Source organism: Prescottella equi (genome assembly GCF_020171745.1).
Lineage (GTDB): Bacteria > Actinomycetota > Actinomycetes > Mycobacteriales > Mycobacteriaceae > Prescottella > Prescottella equi_A.
Map to the genome: position 1 here is coordinate 76,619 of NZ_JAIVAH010000023.1, position 19,560 is coordinate 96,178.

A 19,560-nucleotide genomic window follows, 5' to 3' on the forward strand; every position below is an offset into this window, starting at 1 on the left:
CCATGGCTGACGGGTCGCCCGAGAAGACACTGCTGGTCGTGCACCACACGTCCTCTCCGGCGACCCGAGAGCTGCTCGAGGCGGTGCTGGCCGGCGCCCACGACCCCGAGATCACCGGCGTCACGGTGCGGTCGGTCCCGGCACTGCACGCGACGGCCGTCGACGTCCTCGGCGCCGACGGCTACGTGTTCGGGACGTCCGCGAACTTCGGCTACATGTCGGGCGCCCTCAAGCACTTCTTCGACACCGTCTACTACCCGTGCCTCGACGCGGTCGCCGGACGCCCGTTCGGGCTGTGGGTGCACGGCAACAACGACACCGCGGGCGCCGTGAAGTCCGTCCAGAAGATCGTCACCGGCCTGGAGTTGGTGCAGGCGGCCGGCATCGTCGAGGTCACCGGACCGATCGACGCGGCGGTGCGCGAGAGCTGTTACGAACTCGGTGCCACTGTCGCGGTCACCGTCGCCGGCGACGTCTGAGGTCAGTTCATCGGGACCGTGTTCGGATCGGAGCGATCCGGCGGGCCCGCCTGGAACGGCGGGGGATTGTCGACGTCGAAGACATCCGGCAGCGTGGCGCAAGTCGCGCCCGGTTCGGGAAACGTGTTGCGGTTCAACCGAAGTGCGTCGACGAAGTGATCGATTCGGCTGTCCGACGGTCCGTCGACCACCAGTTGGTGACCCCACGACTGCAGTGAGATGGGAACGGACAGGCCGGGATACGGCGACATCATCAGGTACGGCCGGCCGTCGACGCGGTCGACCAGACCGTCGAGGGCCGCGCCGGTGACCAGTGCCGGGTCGTAGGTGATCCACACCGCGCCGTGCTCGAGCGAGTGCACGGCGTTCTCGCTGCGAATCGGCTTGTCGTACACCGTTCCGGTGCACGCCGCCCACACCGCGTCGTGTGGGCCGCCGAACGGGGGAGTGCGGTCGTACGCCACCCGCTGTGTGGGGCGGACGTGCAGGGCTGCCGGGTACTCGACCACGGTGATGCCCTCGATCCCCAGTGACGGATCGGGGTTGTCCGCCGTCGGTGCGAATGGATTCGCGACCGCGGCACCGTCGACGGTGGTGCCGCACCCGGCGGCGGCGAGGACGAGTGCGCTCGCCGCCGCGGCCCGGAGGTAGGCCCTCACGGGTGACGGCCTACTTGCCGTCGACGAACTTGGTGAGGCCCTGGCTGGCCGTCTCGAGGGCCATCTTCTGGGCCTTCTTGAGCAGGAATCCGGGCAGCGGGATCTTGGGATCGACGGTGAGCGCGAACTTCACGAGTGTCCCGTCGCCCTTCGGGGTGAGGGTGTAGGAGCCGTCCTGGCTGTTCTGCTGCGTGCTCTCGACGAGGGTCCAGGACATGCCGGTATCGCCGTCCCACGAGTAGTCGACGACCTGCTCGTCGTTGATGCCCATGATCGAGACCGTCATCCGCACGCGGCCGGGACGCCCGTCCGCGTGCGTGCTCTCGATGATGACCTTCTTGTGAGCGGACGACCATTCGGGCAGTCGGTCGACGGCGGCGATCGCTGCCATCACATCGGCCGGTGCGGCCTTGACCTGGAATTCCTTTGCCCCGGAAACAGCCATGCTCTCCACTCCTCAACGCTGTGAAAACAGTGAACGACGAGACGCAATTAGACCATTACCGGTGCCGGGATTCCGGCAGGTGGCGATCGGAAGCGTCGAACAGCGGCGGTGCGGTCACAGGTCGTCGTCGGGGCGGGCGCGACGCATCTGGTCACGCAACGCGCCCTGCACCGCCTGGGAGACCCAGGAGTTGAGCGACATCCCGTCCTGCAGGGCCGCCTCCTCGGCGCGGGACTTGATCTGATCGACCAGGCGCAAGGTGACGCGGCTGATGTCGCCGGTGACGTCCTCGAGCGTGCGGTACGCGTCCGACGGGTCGCGCGGGTCGCGGGTGTCGCCGGCCCGCTCGGAGGTCCCGGCGGAGTGGTCGGGGCGACGACGGGACGACTCGACGGTCGCCTCGGTGCCGTCGAACCGCACGTGGAGCGCCCGGTCGCCCATCTCCTCCGACGCCTCGCGTGCGAGGTCGGACAGCGCCGACACCAGCATCAGCTGCGCCGAGCGTTCCATTGCGGCCGCGAGGGCCAGGGCGGTCTTCTGTGTCTGTTCGTCCCCGAGTGCGGCGGCGGCGGTCAGGTCGTCGCGCAGGCGGGCCGTGTACTCGGTGAGATCCATGACGTCAGTGTGACGCCATTCGTGGCGTCACGTCAATGGTGGATGATGTCACGTCGACGTCGCTGTGCAGTCGTCTCCGGAAGGCGACGTGGGGTTATGGTGCGGTCTGACAGGTACGAACGATCCCGGGAGGATGTGCAGTGCCCAACGCGGTATCCCTGAAGGTGCAACTCGTCGCGAAGACGGAGTTCCTCCCGCCCGCGGACATCCCGTGGGAGACCGACGCGGACGGCGGTGAGGCGCTCGCGGAGTTCGCCGGGCGGGCGTGCTACCAGAGCTGGTCCAAGCCGAACCCGCGCACCGCGACCAACGCCGGGTATCTACGGCACCTCCTCGAGGTGGGTCACCTGTCCGTGCTCGAGCACGGCAGCGTCAGCTTCTACATCAGTGGCATCTCGCGTTCGTGCACCCACGAGTTGATCCGGCACCGGCACTTCTCGTACTCGCAGCTCTCGCAGCGGTTCGTCCGCGAGAACGACGCCAACGTCGTGATTCCGCCGGCGATCGCCGGAGACGAGCGGCTCGAGGCGCTGTTCGCGAAGGCGACCGAGGCCAGCCGCGAGGCGTACACGGAACTGCTCGAAGAACTCGAGGTGAAGCTCGCGGACGAGCCCAACGGGCCCGTTCGCAACAAGCAGGCACGGCAGGCGGCCCGATCGGTACTGCCGAACGCCACCGAGACCCGCGTCGTGGTCACCGGCAACTACCGGGCCTGGCGGCATTTCGTCGAAATGCGGGCAACCGAGCACGCCGACGTCGAGATCCGCCAGGTCGCGATCGAGTGCCTGCGGCAACTGCAGGCGGCCGCGCCGAACGTGTTCGGCGACTTCGAAATTGTCACGTTGCCCGACGGTTCCGAGGTGGCGACGAGCGAGTTCGCTGCAGTCCTGTGAGCTGGCGGGGGTTCCGCGGTGCCGTCGCGTTCAAGTCTGCGACCGAGACCGGGTAGCCTTCTGACCATGACCTACGGTGATTCAGCTGCTTCCGTCGAGCGTCCGTTCGGCACCGTCCTCACGGCGATGGTGACCCCGTTCACCAAGGACGGAAAGCTGGACGTAGACGCCGGCGTGCGGCTGGCCACCCACCTCGTCGACAACGGTTGCGACGGACTCGTGCTCGCCGGCACCACCGGCGAATCGCCCACCACCACCGAGGACGAGAAGCTGGAACTGCTGCGCGCGGTCATCGCCGCCGTGGGCGACCGGGCCAAGATCGTCGCCGGTGCCGGCAGCAACGACACCGCGCACAGCGTCGAACTCGCGCGTGACGCGGCCCGCGCGGGCGCGCACGGTCTGCTGGTCGTCACGCCGTACTACTCGCGTCCGCCGCAGGCAGGTCTGTACGCGCACTTCACTGCGGTCGCCGACGCGACGGACCTGCCGGTGATGCTCTACGACATTCCGCCCCGCTCCGTGGTTCCCATCGAGACCGAGACGATCCGTCGTCTCGCCGACCATCCGCGCATCCTCGCGGTCAAGGACGCCAAGGGCGACCTCAATGCCGGTGCAGAGCTGATCGGCACCACCGACCTCGACTTCTTCTCGGGTGACGACCCGCTCAACCTGCCGTGGCTGTCCGTCGGTGCCGTCGGCTTCGTCAGCGTCATCGGCCACCTCGTCCCGCAGCGTCTGCGCGAACTCCACAACGCGTTCGCCGCGGGCGACCTCGTCAAGGCGCGCGAGATCAACCTCAGCCTCATCCCGGTGAACCGCTCGGTGGCGCGCCTCGGCGGCGTCAGCGCATCCAAGGCGGGTCTGCGACTGATGGGCCTCGACGTCGGTGATCCGCGCCTGCCACAGGTTGCCCCGACGACCGAACAGATCGACATTCTGGCCGCTGATCTGGCTGCTGCGGGGGTGCTGGCATGACCCGTCCCACACGTCGTCGCAGCGCTTCTCGTCAGGCCGGCCCGCCGGCCCCCGCCGCCGAGGTTTCCGCCGCAGCACCAGCAGCACCAGCAGCCCAGGAGCCGACTCCGGTGGCGCCGGCCAGTGAGCCGGCAGCCGCCGAGCGGCCCGCCGCGAAGAAGTCGGGTGCCCGGAAGTCTCCGGCCAAGCGATCCCAGCGGTCCAAGGCCCCGGCTCCCGTGGCCTTGGACCCCACCGACCGGCTCGGCCTGCCGCCGAAGGCGCCCAAGACGGGTCTGCGTGTCGTCGCGCTCGGCGGCATCGGCGAGATCGGCCGCAACATGACCGTTTTCGAGCATCAGGGCAAGCTCCTGATCGTCGACTGCGGTGTGCTGTTCCCCGAGGACCAGCAGCCCGGCGTGGACCTGATCCTGCCCGACTTCCGGTACATCGAGGACCGGATGGACGACGTCGAGGCGATCATCCTCACGCACGGCCACGAGGATCACATCGGCGCCGTGCCGTTCCTGCTGCGCCTGCGCCCCGACATCCCGATCGTCGGAGCGAAGTTCACGCTCGCGCTCGTCGCCGCGAAGTGCCGTGAGCACCGCCTGCGCCCCAACCTCGTCGAGGTGGTCGAGGGCGACAAGACCAACCACGGCCCGTTCGAGTGCGAGTACTTCGCCGTCAACCACTCGATCCCCGACGCGATCGCCGTTGCGATCCGCACGTCGGCCGGCGTGGTGCTGCACACCGGCGACATCAAGCTCGACCAGCTGCCGCTCGACGGCCGGCTCACCGACCTCGCCGGCTTCTCGCGGCTCGGCGACGAGGGCGTCGACCTGTTCCTCGTCGACTCCACCAACGCCGAGGTGCCGGGCTTCGTCACCCCCGAGCGCGAGATCGGCGGCGTGCTGGACAACGTCATCGGCAAGGCCACGCAGCGGGTCATCGTCGCGTCGTTCGCGAGCCACGTGCACCGCATCCAGCAGGTTGTCGACGTCGCCAAGCGGTACAACCGCCGGGTTGCGTTCGTCGGCCGCTCGATGGTCCGCAACATGCAGATCGCGCAGGACCTCGGCTACCTGTCGGTGCCGGACGGCCTCGTCGTCGACATCGACACCGCCGCGAACCTGCCCGACGACAAGCTGGTGCTGATCTCGACCGGTTCGCAGGGCGAGCCGCTGTCGGCGCTGTCCCGGATGGCCCGCGGTGAGCACCGTCAGATCAACATCCGCGCCAACGACCTCGTCGTGCTCGCGTCGTCGCTGATCCCCGGCAACGAGAACTCGGTGTTCGCCGTCGTCAACGGTCTCGCCAAGCGCGGCGCCACCGTCGTCACGCAGCAGAACGCCAAGGTCCACGTCTCCGGGCACGCGTCCGCCGGCGAGCTGCTGTACCTCTACAACGCGGTGCGGCCCACCAACGCGATGCCGGTGCACGGCGAATGGCGTCACCTGCGCGCCAACGCCGCGCTGGCCGAGGCCACCGGCGTGCCGAAGGAACGCATCGTGCTCGCCGAGGACGGTGTGGTCGTGGACATGGTCGACGGGCTCGCCGAGATCGTCGGCCGGGTCCCGGTCGGGCACGTGTACGTCGACGGCAACTCGGTCGGCGACGTCGGGCACTCGACGCTGTCGGACCGCCTCATCCTGGGCGAGGGCGGCTTCATCTCGATCTCCGTTGCGGTCGACACCGAGACCGGCCGGGCCGTCAGCGAACCCGAGGTCAGCGGCCGCGGCTTCTCCGACGATCCGCAGGCGCTGTCCGAGGCGGCGCGCCTCGTCGACAAGGTCCTCGGCGATCTCGCGTCCGAGGGCATCAACGACACCCATCGGATCGCGCAGGCCGTGCGCCGCGTGGTGGGACGTTGGGTGGCGGAGAAGTACCGCCGTCGGCCGATGATCGTGCCGACCGTCATCGCGGTGCCCTGACCCGACTCGGGGTGGCCGCGCCCGGCGGGTGAGGAGGTCGTCGTCCCGTCATGACCGAGCGCAAGCCGTCGCGGGCCACGTTCGAGTCGTGGGTCGAGACCCAGATCCGCGGCGCGTACGAGCGCGGCGAGTTCGAGGACCTCGAGGGGGCGGGCAAGCCGATCCCCAGTCGTGAGGGCGACGACTGGTGGGTCCGCGGCTACCTCGAACGCGAGGGCATATCCGCGGACGACTTGCTGCCCGAACCGCTGCGGCTGCGCAAGGACATCGAACGGCTACCCGACGCGGTGCGCAGCACGCGCACCGAGCGTGAGGTGCGTGACGAGGTCGCGCGCCTCAACCGCCGGATCGCGGCGTGGCTGCGCAATCCGTCCGGGCCACAGGTGCCGATTCGGCGCGTGGACGCCGACGCGGTCGTCGAACAGTGGCGCGTCGATCGGGCGTCGGCGCCTGTCGTGGACGTCGGAGCGATCGACGAGGAACAGCGCCGGGCGCGGCGGGCACAGGCGAGCGCCGCGCTCGCGGAGGCCGGCTACACCGAGATCCGTCGAGGGCAGGTGCGCTTCGACCGACGGCGACGGATCACCGGCCGATTCGCGTGGCCGTTCCGCCGTCGGCAGAAGGTGAAGTGAGCGTTGGGGTTTCAGTCCTCTAGCTTGCCGTAGTCGACGGTGAACCACTTCTGTGGGCGCATCCGGATCAACACGGCCCGGTCGTTGAAGGAATCCGCGATGAACTTCTCGGCCTCGTCTGCCGGGAGGTAGCGGCGAACGAGGGGCCGGACGTCGTCGGGTGTGACCTGCTCCTGGAACGTCGCCGGGCCCTCCACACTGACGTACCGGTACGGCGGCGCTTCCTGCTGCGCGCACAGACTGAACCGCCCGCTAGCGCGGATGAGTTGCTCCTTCACCGTCCCGCGCTCGGTCCACACGGCGACGTCGCCGCCGGGGGAGTAGTGGTACCAGATCGGCACCGCCAGCGGAGCCCGGCCGTCGCGTTCCGCGGCAATCACCCCGACATGGAGGTCTGCGAGGAACCCCTCGCGTTCGTGGGCGGACATGGTGGTCTTCGACATTCGTCGCTCCTCACCGCATTTGTCGCTGAGAGTGTTGGCACTCTCCACGCTATGGGCAGGGACCGACAACCTCGCGCGTTCGGGTGGAGATCCGGTTACGGTGTGGTGTGCCCTACGCCCGTGACGAACGCCACGCCCTCGTCGAGACGATGCGCACCGTCGGCCCCGACGCCCCGACGTTGTGCGGGGACTGGACCGCCCGCGACCTCGCCGCGCATCTCGTGCTGCGCGAGCGTCGCCTCGACGCGGCGCCCGGAATCATGGTCTCGGCCCTGGCGGGCCACACCGAGCGCGTCCAGCGGGGCATCGCCGCGCGGGAGTGGAGTGTCCTGCTCGATGACGTGGACTCCGGCCCGCCGGTCTGGTCGCCGTTCCACTGGGTCGACGAGCAGGCCAATCTCGCCGAGATGTTCGTCCACCACGAGGACGTGCGCCGCGCCCGCGACGACTGGTCGGTGCGGACGCTGCCCGGCGGCATGCAGGACAAACTGTGGAAGGTTGCGACCGGGATCGGTCGCCGCAGCTACGGGCGGTCACCGGTCGGCATCGTTCTCGAACGTCCGGGCGGCGAGCGGGCCACAGTCCGCTCGGCGGGCGACCGCTCCGTCACGCTGCGGGGCGAGCCCGCCGAGCTGCTGATGCACGCGTTCGGCCGGGACCAGGCGCGGGTGGAGTTCGTCGGATCGGCCGAGGATGTGGCGGCAGTCACGGGACTCGATCGCAGCATGTGAGTACGACGGCGTGGTGACGCACGTCAGGACGGTTCGACGGGTGTGGCGGGTGTTGCGGATGGTCCGGATGGTGCCCGAGCGACTAACCTGACCCCTATGGCAGGTAAGACGAGCGCCCGCGGATCGAGTTCGACAGCATCCACCTCGCGGACCCGTGCGCGCTCGTCGGCCTCGACCGGGGGCGGCTCGAAGGGGTCCGGACGCGGCAGCGCGTCGTCGGGGGCACGCAAGCCCGCCGCCACTCGCCGGGCCCCGGCGCAACGTAAGCCCGCCGCATCCCGCGGTGCTGCGGGCGGCCGTCGACCGGCGCCCAAGAAGTCCTCACGGGGATCCGGCGCACTGGCGTCGATCGGGAAGGGCGTCGGCTCGGGGTGGTCTCTGGTCGCCAAGGGGGTCGGTGCCACCACCCGAACCTTCGGGAAGGCCACCGAGATCGAGCACGGCCACCGTCGGGACGGGATCGCGCTGGGCCTGATCGCCGTCAGTGTCGTGATCGCCGGCGGAATGTGGTTCTCGGCGGGCGGACCGGTGGGGGAGTGGATCGAGACCGCGGTCCGCGCGGTCGTCGGTGCGGTCGCTGCGGTCCTGCCGCTCCTCGGTATCGGCATCGCGATCGTCCTGATGCGAACCGAACCCAGGCCGGACATCCGTCCCCGACTGATCCTCGGATCGCTCCTCGTCGGTCTACCGGCCGTCGGCCTCTGGCACATCGCCGCGGGATCACCCACCACCTCGGGCGGCTGGCCGTCGGCGGCCGGGGTCGTCGGCTACGTCGTGGCCGGCCCGCTCACCAGCGGGGTGACCGCATGGCTGTCCGCCCCGCTGCTGCTGATGGCGATGTTCTTCGGCGTCCTGTTGCTCACCGGGACCACCGTCCGTGAGGTTCCCGAACGCTTCCGCTCGTACTTCGGCACGTCGTACGACGACGACGAGTACGACCACGCCCACGATCCGGACTTCGACGACGAGCACGACGGCTACGGGACCGATGACTACGACCCCGCAGGCTTCGACGCCGACGGCTACCCGGTCGACGGCGGCCGCCCCGCCCGTCGCACACCGCGTCGTCGCCGCACCACCCCCGAACTGAACTACCCGACCGACGAGGTCCACCCCGAAGCGGCCACCGAGGTGCTCGGGCTGTGGGATCCGGGCGACCCCGTGCCCACCCCGCCCGAACCGGAACCCGAACCCGAGCCGGAACCGGCGCCGCCGGTGCGGCCGAAGCCGCGCGCGAAGGTCGCACCGACGCCGAAACCGGAGCCCGAGCCCGCGGACCGGATGGAAACGCTCGTCCCCGACCGGGTTGTCGAGGGCGACTACGCGCTGCCGCCTCTGTCGCTGCTGGTCGAGGGCGATCCGCCCAAGCTCGGCAGCAAGGCCAACGACGCGATGATCGAGGCGATCACCGAGGTCCTGCAGCAGTTCAAGATCGACGCGGCCGTGACCGGCTATACCCGTGGCCCCACCGTCACCCGCTACGAGGTGGAACTCGGACCCGGTGTGAAGGTCGAGAAGATCACCGCACTCGCCCGCAACATCGCGTACGCGGTCGCGACCGACAACGTGCGACTGCTGGCGCCGATCCCGGGCAAGTCCGCGGTCGGCATCGAGGTGCCCAACTCGGACCGCGAGATGGTGCGCCTGTCGGACGTCCTCGGGGCGCCGTCGACCCGCAAGGACCACCACCCGCTGGTGATCGGCCTCGGCAAGGACATCGAGGGCGACTTCGTCAGCGCCAACCTCGCCAAGATGCCGCACCTTCTCGTCGCCGGTTCCACCGGTTCCGGTAAGTCCAGCTTCGTGAACTCGATGCTGGTCTCGCTGCTGACCCGCGCGACCCCGGACGAGGTCCGGATGATCCTCATCGATCCCAAGATGGTGGAGCTCACCCCCTACGAGGGCATCCCGCACCTGATCACGCCGATCATCACGCAGCCCAAGAAGGCGGCCGCGGCGCTCGCGTGGCTCGTCGAGGAGATGGAGCAGCGCTACCAGGACATGCAGGCCAGCCGGGTCCGGCACATCGACGACTTCAACGCCAAGGTCAAGTCCGGGGAGATCACGACGCCGCTCGGCAGCGAGCGGGTGTACCGGCCGTACCCGTACATCCTCGCGATCGTCGACGAGCTGGCCGACCTGATGATGACCGCGCCGCGCGACGTCGAGGAGGCGATCGTCCGCATTACGCAGAAGGCACGTGCCGCCGGCATCCACCTGGTGCTTGCGACGCAGCGGCCGTCGGTCGACGTCGTCACGGGCCTGATCAAGACGAACGTGCCGTCGCGTCTCGCGTTCGCGACCTCGTCGCTGACGGACTCGCGGGTCATCCTCGACCAGCCGGGCGCCGAGAAGCTCATCGGCATGGGTGACGGGCTGTTCCTGCCGATGGGCGCGGGTAAGCCGGTCCGCATGCAGGGCGCCTTCATCACCGACGAGGAGATCTCCGCCGTCGTCGACTTCACCAAGAACCAGGCCGAGCCCGAGTACACCGAAGGCGTGACGGCGGCGAAGGCGGGGGAGAAGAAGGACGTCGACCCCGACATCGGCGACGACATGGATGTTCTGCTGCAGGCCGTCGAGCTTGTGGTGTCGAGCCAGTTCGGTTCGACGTCGATGCTGCAGCGCAAGCTGCGCGTCGGTTTCGCCAAGGCCGGCCGCCTCATGGACCTCATGGAGACGCGCGGTGTCGTGGGTCCGAGCGAGGGGTCGAAGGCGCGCGAGGTCCTGATCAAGTCGGACGAGCTCGAGGGACTGCTGTGGTCGATCCGGGGCGGAGACCCGGAGTCGGCGCCCGGGGACGGCGAGTGACCTGACCGTTCTGTCCGGATTCAGCGGCGCCGCCGCGCCTGTGGTTGAATAGGAAGCACTTTGGAGGGGAGTATCCCCATTCCTGCGGCAGATACGTCAACACGATCGGCACCGTTGCCGGTCCGGGTCTGTCGGCTGATCGGAACCGGCATCGCCGGCCGATCGGTGGGAGAGACCTCCGGTGGTGACGCTTACCTACCGGAGGGCAATTAGCTGATGCATGTCTCCCCACTCGTCTGGATCATCACCTGCTTGGTGATCCTCGGACTCTTCGTCTTCGACTTCTTCGCGCACGTGCGCACACCGCACGCCCCGACGTTCCGCGAGTCGGCCTTCTGGTCGGCGGTCTACATCGGACTGGCGATCGTGTTCGGCCTGATCGTGATGTCGATCTGGGGCACGACATTCGGCGGTGAATACTTCGCCGGATACGTCACGGAGAAGGCGTTGTCGGTGGACAACCTCTTCGTCTTCGTGATCATCATGTCCACCTTCGCGGTGCCACGTGAGTACCAGCAGAAGGTGCTACTCATCGGCATCGTGATGGCGCTGGTCATGCGTGGCATCTTCATCGCGGTCGGTGCCGCGGCGATCAACACCTACAGCTGGGTATTCTACCTCTTCGGTGCCTTCCTCATCTTCACGGCTGTGAAGCTGGTCAAGGACTCGGGCCACGAGGCCGAGGTGGAGGAGAAGCGCGACAGCCGGATCATCAGGCTGACGAAGAAGCTGCTGCCGACAACCGAGGAATACGACGGCGACAAGCTCGTCACCAAGATCGACGGCAAGCGCGTCGTGACCCCGCTGCTGCTGGCGCTGGTCGTCATCGGCTTCACCGACGTCCTCTTCGCGCTCGACTCGATCCCCGCGATCTACGGCCTCACGCAGGAGCCGTACCTGGTGTTCACCGCGAACGCATTCGCGCTCATGGGCCTGCGTCAGCTGTACTTCCTCATCGGCGGCCTGCTCGAGCGTCTGGTGTACCTGTCCTACGGCCTGTCCATCATCCTGGCCTTCATCGGTGTGAAGCTGGTGCTGCACGCGCTGCACGAGAACACCCTGCCGTTCATCAACGGCGGCGAGCACGTCTCCGTCCCGGAGATCTCCACCGTGATGTCGCTCAGCGTCATCATGGGCGTGCTCGTGGTGACGACGGTCGCGAGCCTGATCAAGACCCGCAACGACAAGTCCGACAACACTCCGGTCGCCAGCTAGCGGGCACCGCGGTGACAGCGACGCCGGCCGGGCCCATCGTCCGGCCGGCGTTCGCGGCTCACTTCACGAAGACACCGAACACCGGGATCCATTCGCGGACGACGCGGTGCTCCACCAGGTCGCGCTTCGCGAACGGATCCTGGTCGAACAGCGCTTCCACGTCGCCGGCGGTCGCGGCCTCGACCATCATCAGGGCGCCGCCGCCGTCGGCGAACGGCCCGGACGAATGCACGATGCCCCGGCGGACGAGGTCCGCGAGCCACGCACGGTGATCCGTGCGGTGGTCGTCGCGTTCCGCGGACTTCTCGTGTGCGTACGTGTACTGGACGGCGAACAGCGGCATTGTTTCCTCGATCCCTGAGTCCGGACGTGCTCAGAGGGTGAGCAGCATGCGGGTATTACCCAGCGTATTCGGCTTGACATAGCTCAGGTCCAGGAACTCGGCGACACCGGTGTCGTAGGACCGGCACATCTCGGCATACACCTCCGCGGTGACGGGTGTGCCCTCGATCTCCGCGAATCCGTGCTTGGCGAAGAAGTTGACCTCGAAGGTGAGTACGAACAGTCGCTCGAGTTCCAACTCGCGTGCCACCTCGATCAGCTTCGCCACCACGAGATGGCCGGCGCCTCGTCCCTTGACCGACGGATCGACCGCGACGGTGCGGACCTCGCCGAGATCCGACCACAGCACGTGCATCGCGCCGCAGCCGACGACGTTGCCGGCCTCCTCCACCACCCAGAACTCCTGCACGGCCTCGTAAAGCGTCACGAGATTCTTCTCGAGCAGGATCTTTCCGGCATAAATGTCGATGAGGCGCTTGATCTCCGGTACGTCCGAGGTGCGCGCGCGTCGCACCTTCATCCCTTCAGCCTCGTTCGTTCCAGCCGTCGGAGTCCCAGAAGTCATGTGGTGCACAGTAGTCATCCCCCGAACCGATATTGTGAGCAGTGTGCCGCCCCGATCCGTCGCCCCACATCACGTCCCGTTCGTCTCGGGCGTGCCTCGGCGAACCGTCGGATCGGATCGGTCATGAGCGCCCCGCGCCGTGACACGGCCGCCGCAGCACCCGACGCCCAGCCCGGCGTCGGTATCGCCCCGCACACCCCGGTGCCGCTGCTGAACATCGCGAACATCCTCACGATCCTGCGCATCGTGCTGGTACCGGTGTTCCTGGTGGCGCTGTTCATGGACGACGGGCATTCCACGGGGTGGCGGATCGCCGCCACATCGATTTTCGCGATCGCCGCCCTGACCGACCGGGTCGACGGACAACTGGCCCGCAAGCACGGGCTGGTCACCGATTTCGGGAAGATGGCGGATCCGATCGCGGACAAGGCGCTGATCGGCGCCGCCCTGGTCGGGTTGTCGTTGCTCGGCGACCTGTCGTGGTGGGTGACCGGCATCATCGCGGCGCGCGAGCTGGGAATCACGCTGATGCGCTTCGCGGTGCTCCGCCACGGAGTGATTCCGGCCGGACGCGGCGGCAAGCTCAAGACGCTCGTGCAGTCCGTCGCGATCGGCCTGTACCTGGCCCCGCTGCCGGACGCGTTCGCGCCGGTGAGTGCCACGTTGATGGGCTTCGCCGTCGTGCTGACGGTGGTCACGGGACTCGACTACGTGATCCAGGCGGTGCGCTTGCGCGCCGGGGTGCGGCGCGCAAGCGCATGACGGACCCGCTCACGGCGGTGGTACCCGCCCACGAACTGGTCGAAGCGCTGGTTCGTCGGGGCCAGACCCTGGCCACGGCCGAGTCGCTCACCGCGGGCCTGCTCGCGGCCACCGTGGCGGGCGTGCCCGGCGCGAGCGCTGTGCTGCGCGGCGGGCTGATCGTCTACGCCACGGATCTCAAGGGCAGTCTCGCCGGTGTCGACTCGGCCGTGCTCGCGTCGGACGGCCCGGTGGCTGCCTCTACGGCGGCGCAACTCGCGGAGGGCGCGCGGGACCGCTGCGCTGCCGACTGGGGGATCGGGCTGACCGGTGTCGCCGGACCGGACCCGCAGGACGGGCATGCTCCCGGGACGGTGTTCCTCGGGGTGAGCGGACCGGACGGTACCGAGGTCACCGCCCTGCAGTTGTCGGGTGAGCGATGGGAAATACGGTTCGGCAGTGTGCGACTGGCAGTGTCGAGTTTGCTCGATCGTCTGGCGCGATAGGGTTTCGGGAACCAATCGCTCGCGTTCGTGCGTTTGTATTCACGAGTGGGGTGTCGGAAGAAGGAGGAGCGAGATGGCGCTGCTATTGCGTGAGGCAATCGGTGACAGTCTTCGGCGCACACGCGTGTCGCAGAGCCGAACGCTGCGTGAGGTGTCGAACAGCGCGCGCGTCAGTCTCGGGTACCTCTCCGAGATCGAGCGGGGTCGCAAGGAAGCGTCGAGCGAACTGCTCGCCGCCATTTGCGACGCCCTCGAGGTTCCGCTGTCCGAGGTGCTGGTCGACGTCAGCGAGTCGCTGGCGGTCAAGCCGCCGGAGACGGCCGGCACGGCCACCGGGGCACAACAGGTCAGCGGGCGCATCGCACAGGACACCCGGGTCGTGATCCCGGCACCTACGGCGCGCGCACTGGCAGCGGCCTGAGTCGTGCACCCGGCACGTACGAACGGATAGATTCACAGGTAGACGGTCGTCGGGGATGCCGCGAACCACGCGGTTCGTGGCACCCATCGATCGGCAGGGGCAGAACTCGTATTCGATGTGCGACGGTCGCGCATCGGGTCGCGCATGGCGCGGCGCACCAGATGGAGGCAGGATCAACCCATGGCTAATCCTTTCGTCAAGGGCTGGAAGTACCTGATGGCGCTCTTCAATTCCAAGATTGATGAGAAGGCCGACCCCAAGGTTCAGATTCAGCAGGCGATCGAGGACGCGCAGCGTCAGCACCAGGCCCTGTCGCAGCAGGCGGCGTCTGTCATCGGCAACCAGCGCCAGCTGGAGATGAAGCTCAGCCGTCAGCTCGACGAGGTCGAGAAGCTGAATGCGAACGCGCGCCAGGCTGTCACGCTCGCCGATCAGGCCGCCACCGCCGGTGACAACGAGAAGGCCATCCAGTACACCAACGCGGCCGAGGCGTTCGCGGCGCAGCTCGTCACGGCGGAGCAGTCCGTCGAGGACCTCAAGGTGCTGCACGACCAGGCCCTGCAGGCGGCCGCGCAGGCGAAGAAGGCCGTCGAGCAGAACGCCATGACGCTGCAGTCGAAGGTCGCCGAGCGCACCAAGCTGCTCAGCCAGCTCGAGCAGGCCAAGATGCAGGAGCGCGTCTCGGACTCGCTGCGGTCGATGGACCAGACCCTGGCCGCGCCGGGCAACACCCCGAGCCTCGACGCGGTCCGCGAGAAGATCGAGCAGCGCTACGCCAACGCGCTCGGCGCCGCGGAGCTGGCCCAGAACTCGGTGCAGGGTCGCATGATGGAGGTCCAGCAGGCGAGCGTCCAGATGGCCGGACACAGCCGTCTCGAGCAGATCCGCGCCTCGATGAAGGGCGACGCCCTCCCTTCCGGTGGCGCCACCGCGACTCCGGCGCAGCCGGCAGCCGCCCCGGAGCCTCCGGCGGCGTCCGCCAACGGTGAAACCTCCGCGCAGTAGGAACGCTGAGCGGCGAACACGAAGACGGGTTCGATGAGCAACGCACGAGACGGCCGGTCCGGGAGACGATCCCGGCCGGCCGGCTCTGTATTCGGAGAGGCATCGACGCTCGCCGGCAACGCGGCGTCCGCGGTGACGAGCGCGCAGAACGTGCTGCGTGAGGTAAGCGGCAGCGTCGCCGACAGCGTCCGGCGATGGTCGGATCCACGCGAGCGGATGCTCCGTAAGCGGCGTCGGGCCCGTAAACGCGCGACCCGGTTCGGCATCGCGTCGGGCGCCGGTGTCGTGGGCACGGCCTCGCTCGCGGTCGCGTCGGCGCCGGACTGGACCGTCGTCGCCACAGGCGGTGCGGCCGCGCTGTTCGCGGTACCGGCGGTCGTCGCAGTCGGCACCTACCGCCGGCTGACGGCCACCCCGCTGCCCCCGGCCACGGTCACCCGCCAACCGCTGCCACCCGCGGGGTCGGCGGCGCGGGCGCCCATGGAACGACTCACGGCCGCAGAGACCAGCCTGAACCAGATCCTCGGGGTCCTGGGGCGGTCCGCGGTGGTCGACGTCGACGAGCTCGACCACACGGGCGAGACAGCGCGAGCGGCGTCAGCGGCCCTGCGAGCGGTCGCGTCCGACGTCGTTGCGATGGAGAACGCGGGGCGGGGGACCGCCGCGGCTGCCCCGCATCTCGAGCACGCCGTCCGCAACGCCGAGCAGCAGCTCGCCGACGGTGTAGTGCAGTACGAGGGGCTCGTCACCGCGGCCGCGCGGATGACCGCTCCCGCGCAGTCGTCGTCGTACTCGCTGCTCGACCAGCAGCGGCAGGAGCTGCTGTCCGCGTCGGACCGGCTGGAAGGCTGGGCCGACGCGCTCGGCGAGGTCGACGAGATCGAGCGCCGGTTCCGTCGCTGAAGTGCGGGTCCGTCAGTCGTCGACGCCGCGGGCGGCGAGCGCGTCACCCATCGCCTCGGCGGTCATGAGCGCCGACACGACGGCGGGAACGGCCAGCGCGCGCAGCGAGAACCCCAGTCCGCGCGCCTTTCGGGCGTCGGACACCTGCTGCACGATTGCGGTGAGCAGCGGAATACAGCGCAACGTCATCGCGAGCACCAGCCCCGCACGCTCCGGATTCACCCCGACACGGCGCAGCGGGCGCAGTGCCCGGCTGACGGTGTCGAGCATGTCGGTCACCCGCGTCGTGAGCGTGACCAGTGCCGCGAGCGACACGGCGAGCACGATCGTGCCGCACACCACCGTCGCGCGGGCCCATCCGGTGAAGATCACCTGGAAGACACCGATGAAGATCAGCGCCCACAGGAGCGGTCGCAGCTGAGCGAGCGCGACCCGCACCGGGATCCGGGCGATCGCGTAGAGCGCGGCGACCGCGGCCAGTGCGGGAATCAGGTGCCACGGCTGGCGCACCAGGATCGTGCCCGCCCCGATCGCCAGCACCATCGCCACCAGCTTGAAGCCGGGTGGGAGGCGGTGCAGGAGCGACGATCCGGGGGTGTACAGGCCGAGCGTGGTCATCCGATCAGCCCGCGGTAGTGGGCGATCGCCTCTCGCGGTGCGCCGTCGGCCGCGACCCTGCCGCCGTCGATCACGATCACCCGGTCGAAGTCGTCGAGGAGATCGAGGTGATGGGTGACCACCACGAGTTGCTGCGGCAGCGCCGCGAGCGTCGAGCGCATCAGCCGGGCGTTACGCAGGTCCAGCAGCGTTGTCGGCTCGTCGGCGACCAGCACGTCGGGGTCGGTCACCATCACCGCGGCAAGCGCCAGTAGCTGCTTCTGCCCGCCGGAGAGCAGGTGCGTGGGGTGGTCGGCGTGGCCGTCGAGGCCGAAGTCGGTGAGCACCTGGGTGACCCGGTCGGCGCGCTCGGCCTTGCTCAGGGCACTGCGGCGCAGCGAGAAGGCGATGTCCTCCGATACCGTCGGCATGACGATCTGATGGTCGGGGTCGGTGAAGACGAACCCGACCTTCTTGCGCACCTGACGGCCCTTGCGGGCAGCGTCGAGGCCGTCCACGGACACCGATCCCGACGTCGGGGTCACGAGCCCGTTGATCATCCTGGCCAGCGTCGACTTGCCGCTGCCGTTCGCGCCGACGACGCCGATCCGCCGCTCGGTGAGGGTGAGGTCGATCCCGGCGAGAACCGTGCGCTCACCGTAGGAGTGGTGGACAGCCTCGAACCGGATCTCGCTCATCGTGCAGGTACGGCCCTATACGGCGTCGACTCGAACCGGGGCCGTGGGCAGGCTCCGGGCGGCAAGTGCCGGGTATGCGCGGTGGACCTGGGCGGCTACGACCGCGGCGACCACCGCCTTGATCACGTCGCCGGGCAGGTAGGTGAGGTTCGCGGCGAAGGCAGCCGAGACCGTCAGATCCGTCTTGAGCAGCATGCCGGGGATGCCGAACGCGTACAGGACCACGATCCCGCCGAGCAGGTTGATCGCGACGCCGCCGAAGACGTTGTACTTGGGCAGCATCCGGTAGCTCAGCCAGCCGATCACCGCGGCTGCGGGCAGCCAGCCGATGAGGAAGCCCGCGGTAGGGCTCGACAGCGACACGAGCGACGTGCGGCCGCCGGCCAGGACCGGCAGGGCCAGGCCGAGGACGATCACGGTGAGCACGGACAGGGTGCCCTTACGGGGGCCGAGCAGTGCGCCGGCGAGCATGACGCCGAGGGTCTGCAGCGTGATCGGCACCGCCGAACCACCGACGTTGATCGTTCCGGGCAGACCCAGCGCGATGATCAGGGCCGCGAAGACGGCGATCTGCGCGAGATCGCGAGCGGTGTTCCGGGGAGTGCCCGTGGTGGAAGTCGACGACACGGCTGCCTACTGCTCCTCGTGGTGTTCGCGAACGGGACGGATCGGGTCCAACCTGGCGAGCTTATGTCAAGCAGCCTGTCGGGACGCATTCCCTCCCGCTCGGTGGTCTCAGGGTCTTCCCCCATCTTTCCCTGATCTTGCCGCTGACCTGCTGATTTCCGGACCCGGCCGTGACAGCATCAAATTGCCGCGGTCGTAGGATCGTCGGTGAGGAACGAAGCGGGAGGCACATCGTGTTCTGGAAGATCGTCGGCGCCGTGGCACTGGTCTGGATCGCGTTCGCGCTGATCGGAGCCCTGGTCAAGGGCCTGTTCGGGATCCTGGTGGTGAGCGCGATCGTCTTCGGGCTATACATGTTGTTCAAGGCGATGTCGGGATCGTCGGAGCGTTCCGACAACTCGCGACTCTAGGACTCCCGGCCGCCGGTGAGATGCCGCTCGATCAGCTCGGCGAACTCCCGTCCGGGCGGCGTGAGCAGGGTCGACTTGCTGATCATGTGCACCGTCCGGATCGGGGCGTCGGCGATGCGCAGCACGTGCAGACCGGGCCGGGTGACGGCGTCGGACTCCGGGAGGAAGCCGACCCCGACGCCGGCCTCGGTGAGCGCGGCGACGAGCGTCGCCGATCCGGCCTGGGCGACGACGTTGCGGGGGAGTCCGGCCATCGTGAACGCGTCGTCGCTCTGCCGCCGGGCCCCGGTTCCTTCCGGGAAGTCGACGGTCGGCACGCCCGCGAGATCGAGGAGCGTGACGGTGGTGCGCGTCGCCCACGGGTGATCGCGTCCGACGACCGCGACCAGTTGTTCGGTGCCGAGCACGCGGGCGGTGAGCCCGGCGCGCGGGCGGGTGTGCCACAGGCCGATGAAACCGAGGTCCAGTTCGCCGGACTCGACCTGCGCGACGATCGATTCGCTCATCGACGACACCACGTGGACGTCGACACCGGGATGGGCGTCGAGGAACGTGCGGAGGTGCGCGGCCAGGTCGATCTGTGTGAGCGTCGTGATGGTGCCGATCCGCAGGGTGCCGGTCACCGCGTCCGCGGTGGCGGCGACGTCGCCGCGCAGTCTTTCGGTGGCGGCGAGCACCTCGCGGGCGCGCAGTACGAACGCCTGGCCCGCGTCGGTCAGTTCGACCCGACGGCTCGTTCTGGTGAACAGGGCCGTGCCGAGTTCGTTCTCGAGTTGCTGTACCTGATGACTGAGCGCGGACTGCGCCACGTGCAGTCGCGACGCGGCCCGGGTGAAGTGGCGTTCCTCGGCCACCGCGATCGCGTACCGCAGTTGTCGCAGTTCCATCCGTCCTCCTCGCTGATCGTGCTGAGCGATCAATTCGATCTGATTCA

Annotated in this window: 24 protein-coding genes; 14 read left to right on the forward strand and 10 right to left on the reverse strand. The window is 68.8% G+C overall.

What is annotated here, in order from left to right; translation table 11 throughout:
- Positions 1-2 precede the first annotated feature (2 nt).
- Positions 3-479 (forward strand): flavodoxin family protein, encoded by a 477-nt coding sequence (locus LCL87_RS19675; RefSeq protein WP_225022852.1) that lies wholly within the window; start codon positions 3-5, stop codon positions 477-479.
- Positions 480-481: 2 nt separating this feature from the next.
- Here the strand turns inward: LCL87_RS19675 and LCL87_RS19680 are convergent, their stop codons facing one another.
- The 3 genes from LCL87_RS19680 to LCL87_RS19690 form a co-directional block, all read right to left on the reverse strand.
- Positions 482-1,138: a thioredoxin-like domain-containing protein gene (locus LCL87_RS19680; protein WP_510850814.1), complete on the reverse strand. Its 657-nt coding sequence runs from the start codon at positions 1,136-1,138 to the stop codon at positions 482-484.
- A 10-nt stretch (positions 1,139-1,148) separates the two neighbouring features.
- Positions 1,149-1,583 carry an SRPBCC family protein gene (locus tag LCL87_RS19685; RefSeq protein ID WP_225022860.1) on the reverse strand — a complete coding sequence of 145 codons (435 nt, stop codon included), beginning with the start codon at positions 1,581-1,583 and terminating at the stop codon, positions 1,149-1,151.
- Positions 1,584-1,697: 114 nt separating this feature from the next.
- The gene (locus LCL87_RS19690) at positions 1,698-2,198 is read right to left on the reverse strand and encodes a hypothetical protein (RefSeq protein ID WP_225022861.1); all 501 of its coding nucleotides are present in this window, start codon (positions 2,196-2,198) and stop codon (positions 1,698-1,700) included.
- A gap of 140 nt (positions 2,199-2,338) precedes the next feature.
- On the opposite strand from LCL87_RS19690, the gene thyX reads away from it, so the two are divergent.
- The 4 genes from thyX (at position 2,339) to LCL87_RS19710 (ending at position 6,611) form a co-directional block, all read left to right on the forward strand.
- Positions 2,339-3,091: an FAD-dependent thymidylate synthase gene (gene thyX, locus LCL87_RS19695; RefSeq protein ID WP_225022863.1), complete on the forward strand. Its 753-nt coding sequence runs from the start codon at positions 2,339-2,341 to the stop codon at positions 3,089-3,091.
- A 66-nt stretch (positions 3,092-3,157) separates the two neighbouring features.
- Complete coding sequence (gene dapA / locus LCL87_RS19700; protein ID WP_225022865.1) at positions 3,158-4,066, forward strand: 4-hydroxy-tetrahydrodipicolinate synthase; 909 nt, start codon at positions 3,158-3,160, stop codon at positions 4,064-4,066.
- Entirely contained in the window at positions 4,063-5,979 is a 1,917-nt protein-coding gene (locus LCL87_RS19705) for a ribonuclease J (RefSeq protein WP_225022867.1), read from the forward strand. The genes dapA and LCL87_RS19705 overlap by 4 nt, the downstream gene beginning before the upstream one ends.
- 50 nt (positions 5,980-6,029) lie before the next feature.
- Complete coding sequence (locus LCL87_RS19710; RefSeq protein ID WP_225022869.1) at positions 6,030-6,611, forward strand: DnaJ family domain-containing protein; 582 nt, start codon at positions 6,030-6,032, stop codon at positions 6,609-6,611.
- Positions 6,612-6,622: 11 nt separating this feature from the next.
- Here LCL87_RS19710 and LCL87_RS19715 read toward each other — a convergent pair whose 3' ends face one another.
- The gene (locus LCL87_RS19715) at positions 6,623-7,054 is read right to left on the reverse strand and encodes a pyridoxamine 5'-phosphate oxidase family protein (protein WP_225022871.1); all 432 of its coding nucleotides are present in this window, start codon (positions 7,052-7,054) and stop codon (positions 6,623-6,625) included.
- 107 nt (positions 7,055-7,161) lie between these two features.
- On the opposite strand from LCL87_RS19715, the gene LCL87_RS19720 reads away from it, so the two are divergent.
- From LCL87_RS19720 to LCL87_RS19730, 3 genes are all read left to right on the forward strand, one after another.
- Entirely contained in the window at positions 7,162-7,785 is a 624-nt protein-coding gene (locus LCL87_RS19720) for a TIGR03085 family metal-binding protein (RefSeq protein ID WP_225022872.1), read from the forward strand.
- Between the two features lie 96 nt (positions 7,786-7,881).
- The gene (locus LCL87_RS19725) at positions 7,882-10,596 is read left to right on the forward strand and encodes an FtsK/SpoIIIE family DNA translocase (protein WP_225022874.1); all 2,715 of its coding nucleotides are present in this window, start codon (positions 7,882-7,884) and stop codon (positions 10,594-10,596) included.
- A 216-nt stretch (positions 10,597-10,812) separates the two neighbouring features.
- A complete protein-coding gene (locus LCL87_RS19730; protein ID WP_225022876.1) occupies positions 10,813-11,811 on the forward strand; it encodes a TerC family protein in 999 nt (332 codons plus the stop codon).
- Between the two features lie 58 nt (positions 11,812-11,869).
- Here LCL87_RS19730 and LCL87_RS19735 read toward each other — a convergent pair whose 3' ends face one another.
- Together LCL87_RS19735 and LCL87_RS19740 are read right to left on the reverse strand one after the other, a co-directional pair.
- Complete coding sequence (locus tag LCL87_RS19735; protein ID WP_225022878.1) at positions 11,870-12,154, reverse strand: YciI family protein; 285 nt, start codon at positions 12,152-12,154, stop codon at positions 11,870-11,872.
- A gap of 30 nt (positions 12,155-12,184) precedes the next feature.
- Positions 12,185-12,673: an amino-acid N-acetyltransferase gene (locus LCL87_RS19740; protein ID WP_225023098.1), complete on the reverse strand. Its 489-nt coding sequence runs from the start codon at positions 12,671-12,673 to the stop codon at positions 12,185-12,187.
- A gap of 168 nt (positions 12,674-12,841) precedes the next feature.
- On the opposite strand from LCL87_RS19740, the gene pgsA reads away from it, so the two are divergent.
- The 5 genes from pgsA (at position 12,842) to pspM (ending at position 16,294) form a co-directional block, all read left to right on the forward strand.
- Positions 12,842-13,480 carry a CDP-diacylglycerol--glycerol-3-phosphate 3-phosphatidyltransferase gene (gene pgsA, locus LCL87_RS19745; RefSeq protein WP_225022881.1) on the forward strand — a complete coding sequence of 213 codons (639 nt, stop codon included), beginning with the start codon at positions 12,842-12,844 and terminating at the stop codon, positions 13,478-13,480.
- Complete coding sequence (locus tag LCL87_RS19750; protein WP_225022888.1) at positions 13,477-13,965, forward strand: nicotinamide-nucleotide amidohydrolase family protein; 489 nt, start codon at positions 13,477-13,479, stop codon at positions 13,963-13,965. The genes pgsA and LCL87_RS19750 overlap by 4 nt, the downstream gene beginning before the upstream one ends.
- A gap of 73 nt (positions 13,966-14,038) precedes the next feature.
- Positions 14,039-14,386, forward strand: coding sequence for a helix-turn-helix domain-containing protein (locus LCL87_RS19755; RefSeq protein WP_225022891.1), 348 nt, complete (start codon positions 14,039-14,041; stop codon positions 14,384-14,386).
- A 180-nt stretch (positions 14,387-14,566) separates the two neighbouring features.
- Entirely contained in the window at positions 14,567-15,391 is an 825-nt protein-coding gene (gene pspA / locus LCL87_RS19760; RefSeq protein ID WP_225022893.1) for a phage shock protein PspA, read from the forward strand.
- A gap of 132 nt (positions 15,392-15,523) precedes the next feature.
- Entirely contained in the window at positions 15,524-16,294 is a 771-nt protein-coding gene (pspM, locus tag LCL87_RS19765; protein WP_225023100.1) for a phage shock envelope stress response protein PspM, read from the forward strand.
- Between the two features lie 12 nt (positions 16,295-16,306).
- Here the strand turns inward: pspM and LCL87_RS19770 are convergent, their stop codons facing one another.
- From LCL87_RS19770 to LCL87_RS19780, 3 genes are read right to left on the reverse strand one after another with little or no spacing between them, the layout of a single operon-like run.
- Complete coding sequence (locus LCL87_RS19770) at positions 16,307-16,912, reverse strand: energy-coupling factor transporter transmembrane component T family protein (protein WP_225022895.1); 606 nt, start codon at positions 16,910-16,912, stop codon at positions 16,307-16,309.
- Positions 16,909-17,589, reverse strand: coding sequence for an ABC transporter ATP-binding protein (locus LCL87_RS19775; RefSeq protein ID WP_225022897.1), 681 nt, complete (start codon positions 17,587-17,589; stop codon positions 16,909-16,911). The genes LCL87_RS19770 and LCL87_RS19775 overlap by 4 nt, the downstream gene beginning before the upstream one ends.
- A gap of 15 nt (positions 17,590-17,604) precedes the next feature.
- Positions 17,605-18,216 (reverse strand): biotin transporter BioY, encoded by a 612-nt coding sequence (locus LCL87_RS19780; protein ID WP_225022899.1) that lies wholly within the window; start codon positions 18,214-18,216, stop codon positions 17,605-17,607.
- Between the two features lie 233 nt (positions 18,217-18,449).
- On the opposite strand from LCL87_RS19780, the gene LCL87_RS19785 reads away from it, so the two are divergent.
- Entirely contained in the window at positions 18,450-18,626 is a 177-nt protein-coding gene (locus LCL87_RS19785; protein ID WP_225022901.1) for a hypothetical protein, read from the forward strand.
- Here LCL87_RS19785 and LCL87_RS19790 read toward each other — a convergent pair.
- On the reverse strand, positions 18,623-19,513 hold the full coding sequence (locus LCL87_RS19790) for a LysR family transcriptional regulator (RefSeq protein WP_225022911.1): 891 nt from the start codon (positions 19,511-19,513) through the stop codon (positions 18,623-18,625). The genes LCL87_RS19785 and LCL87_RS19790 overlap by 4 nt on opposite strands.
- Between the last annotated feature and the right edge of the window lie 47 nt (positions 19,514-19,560).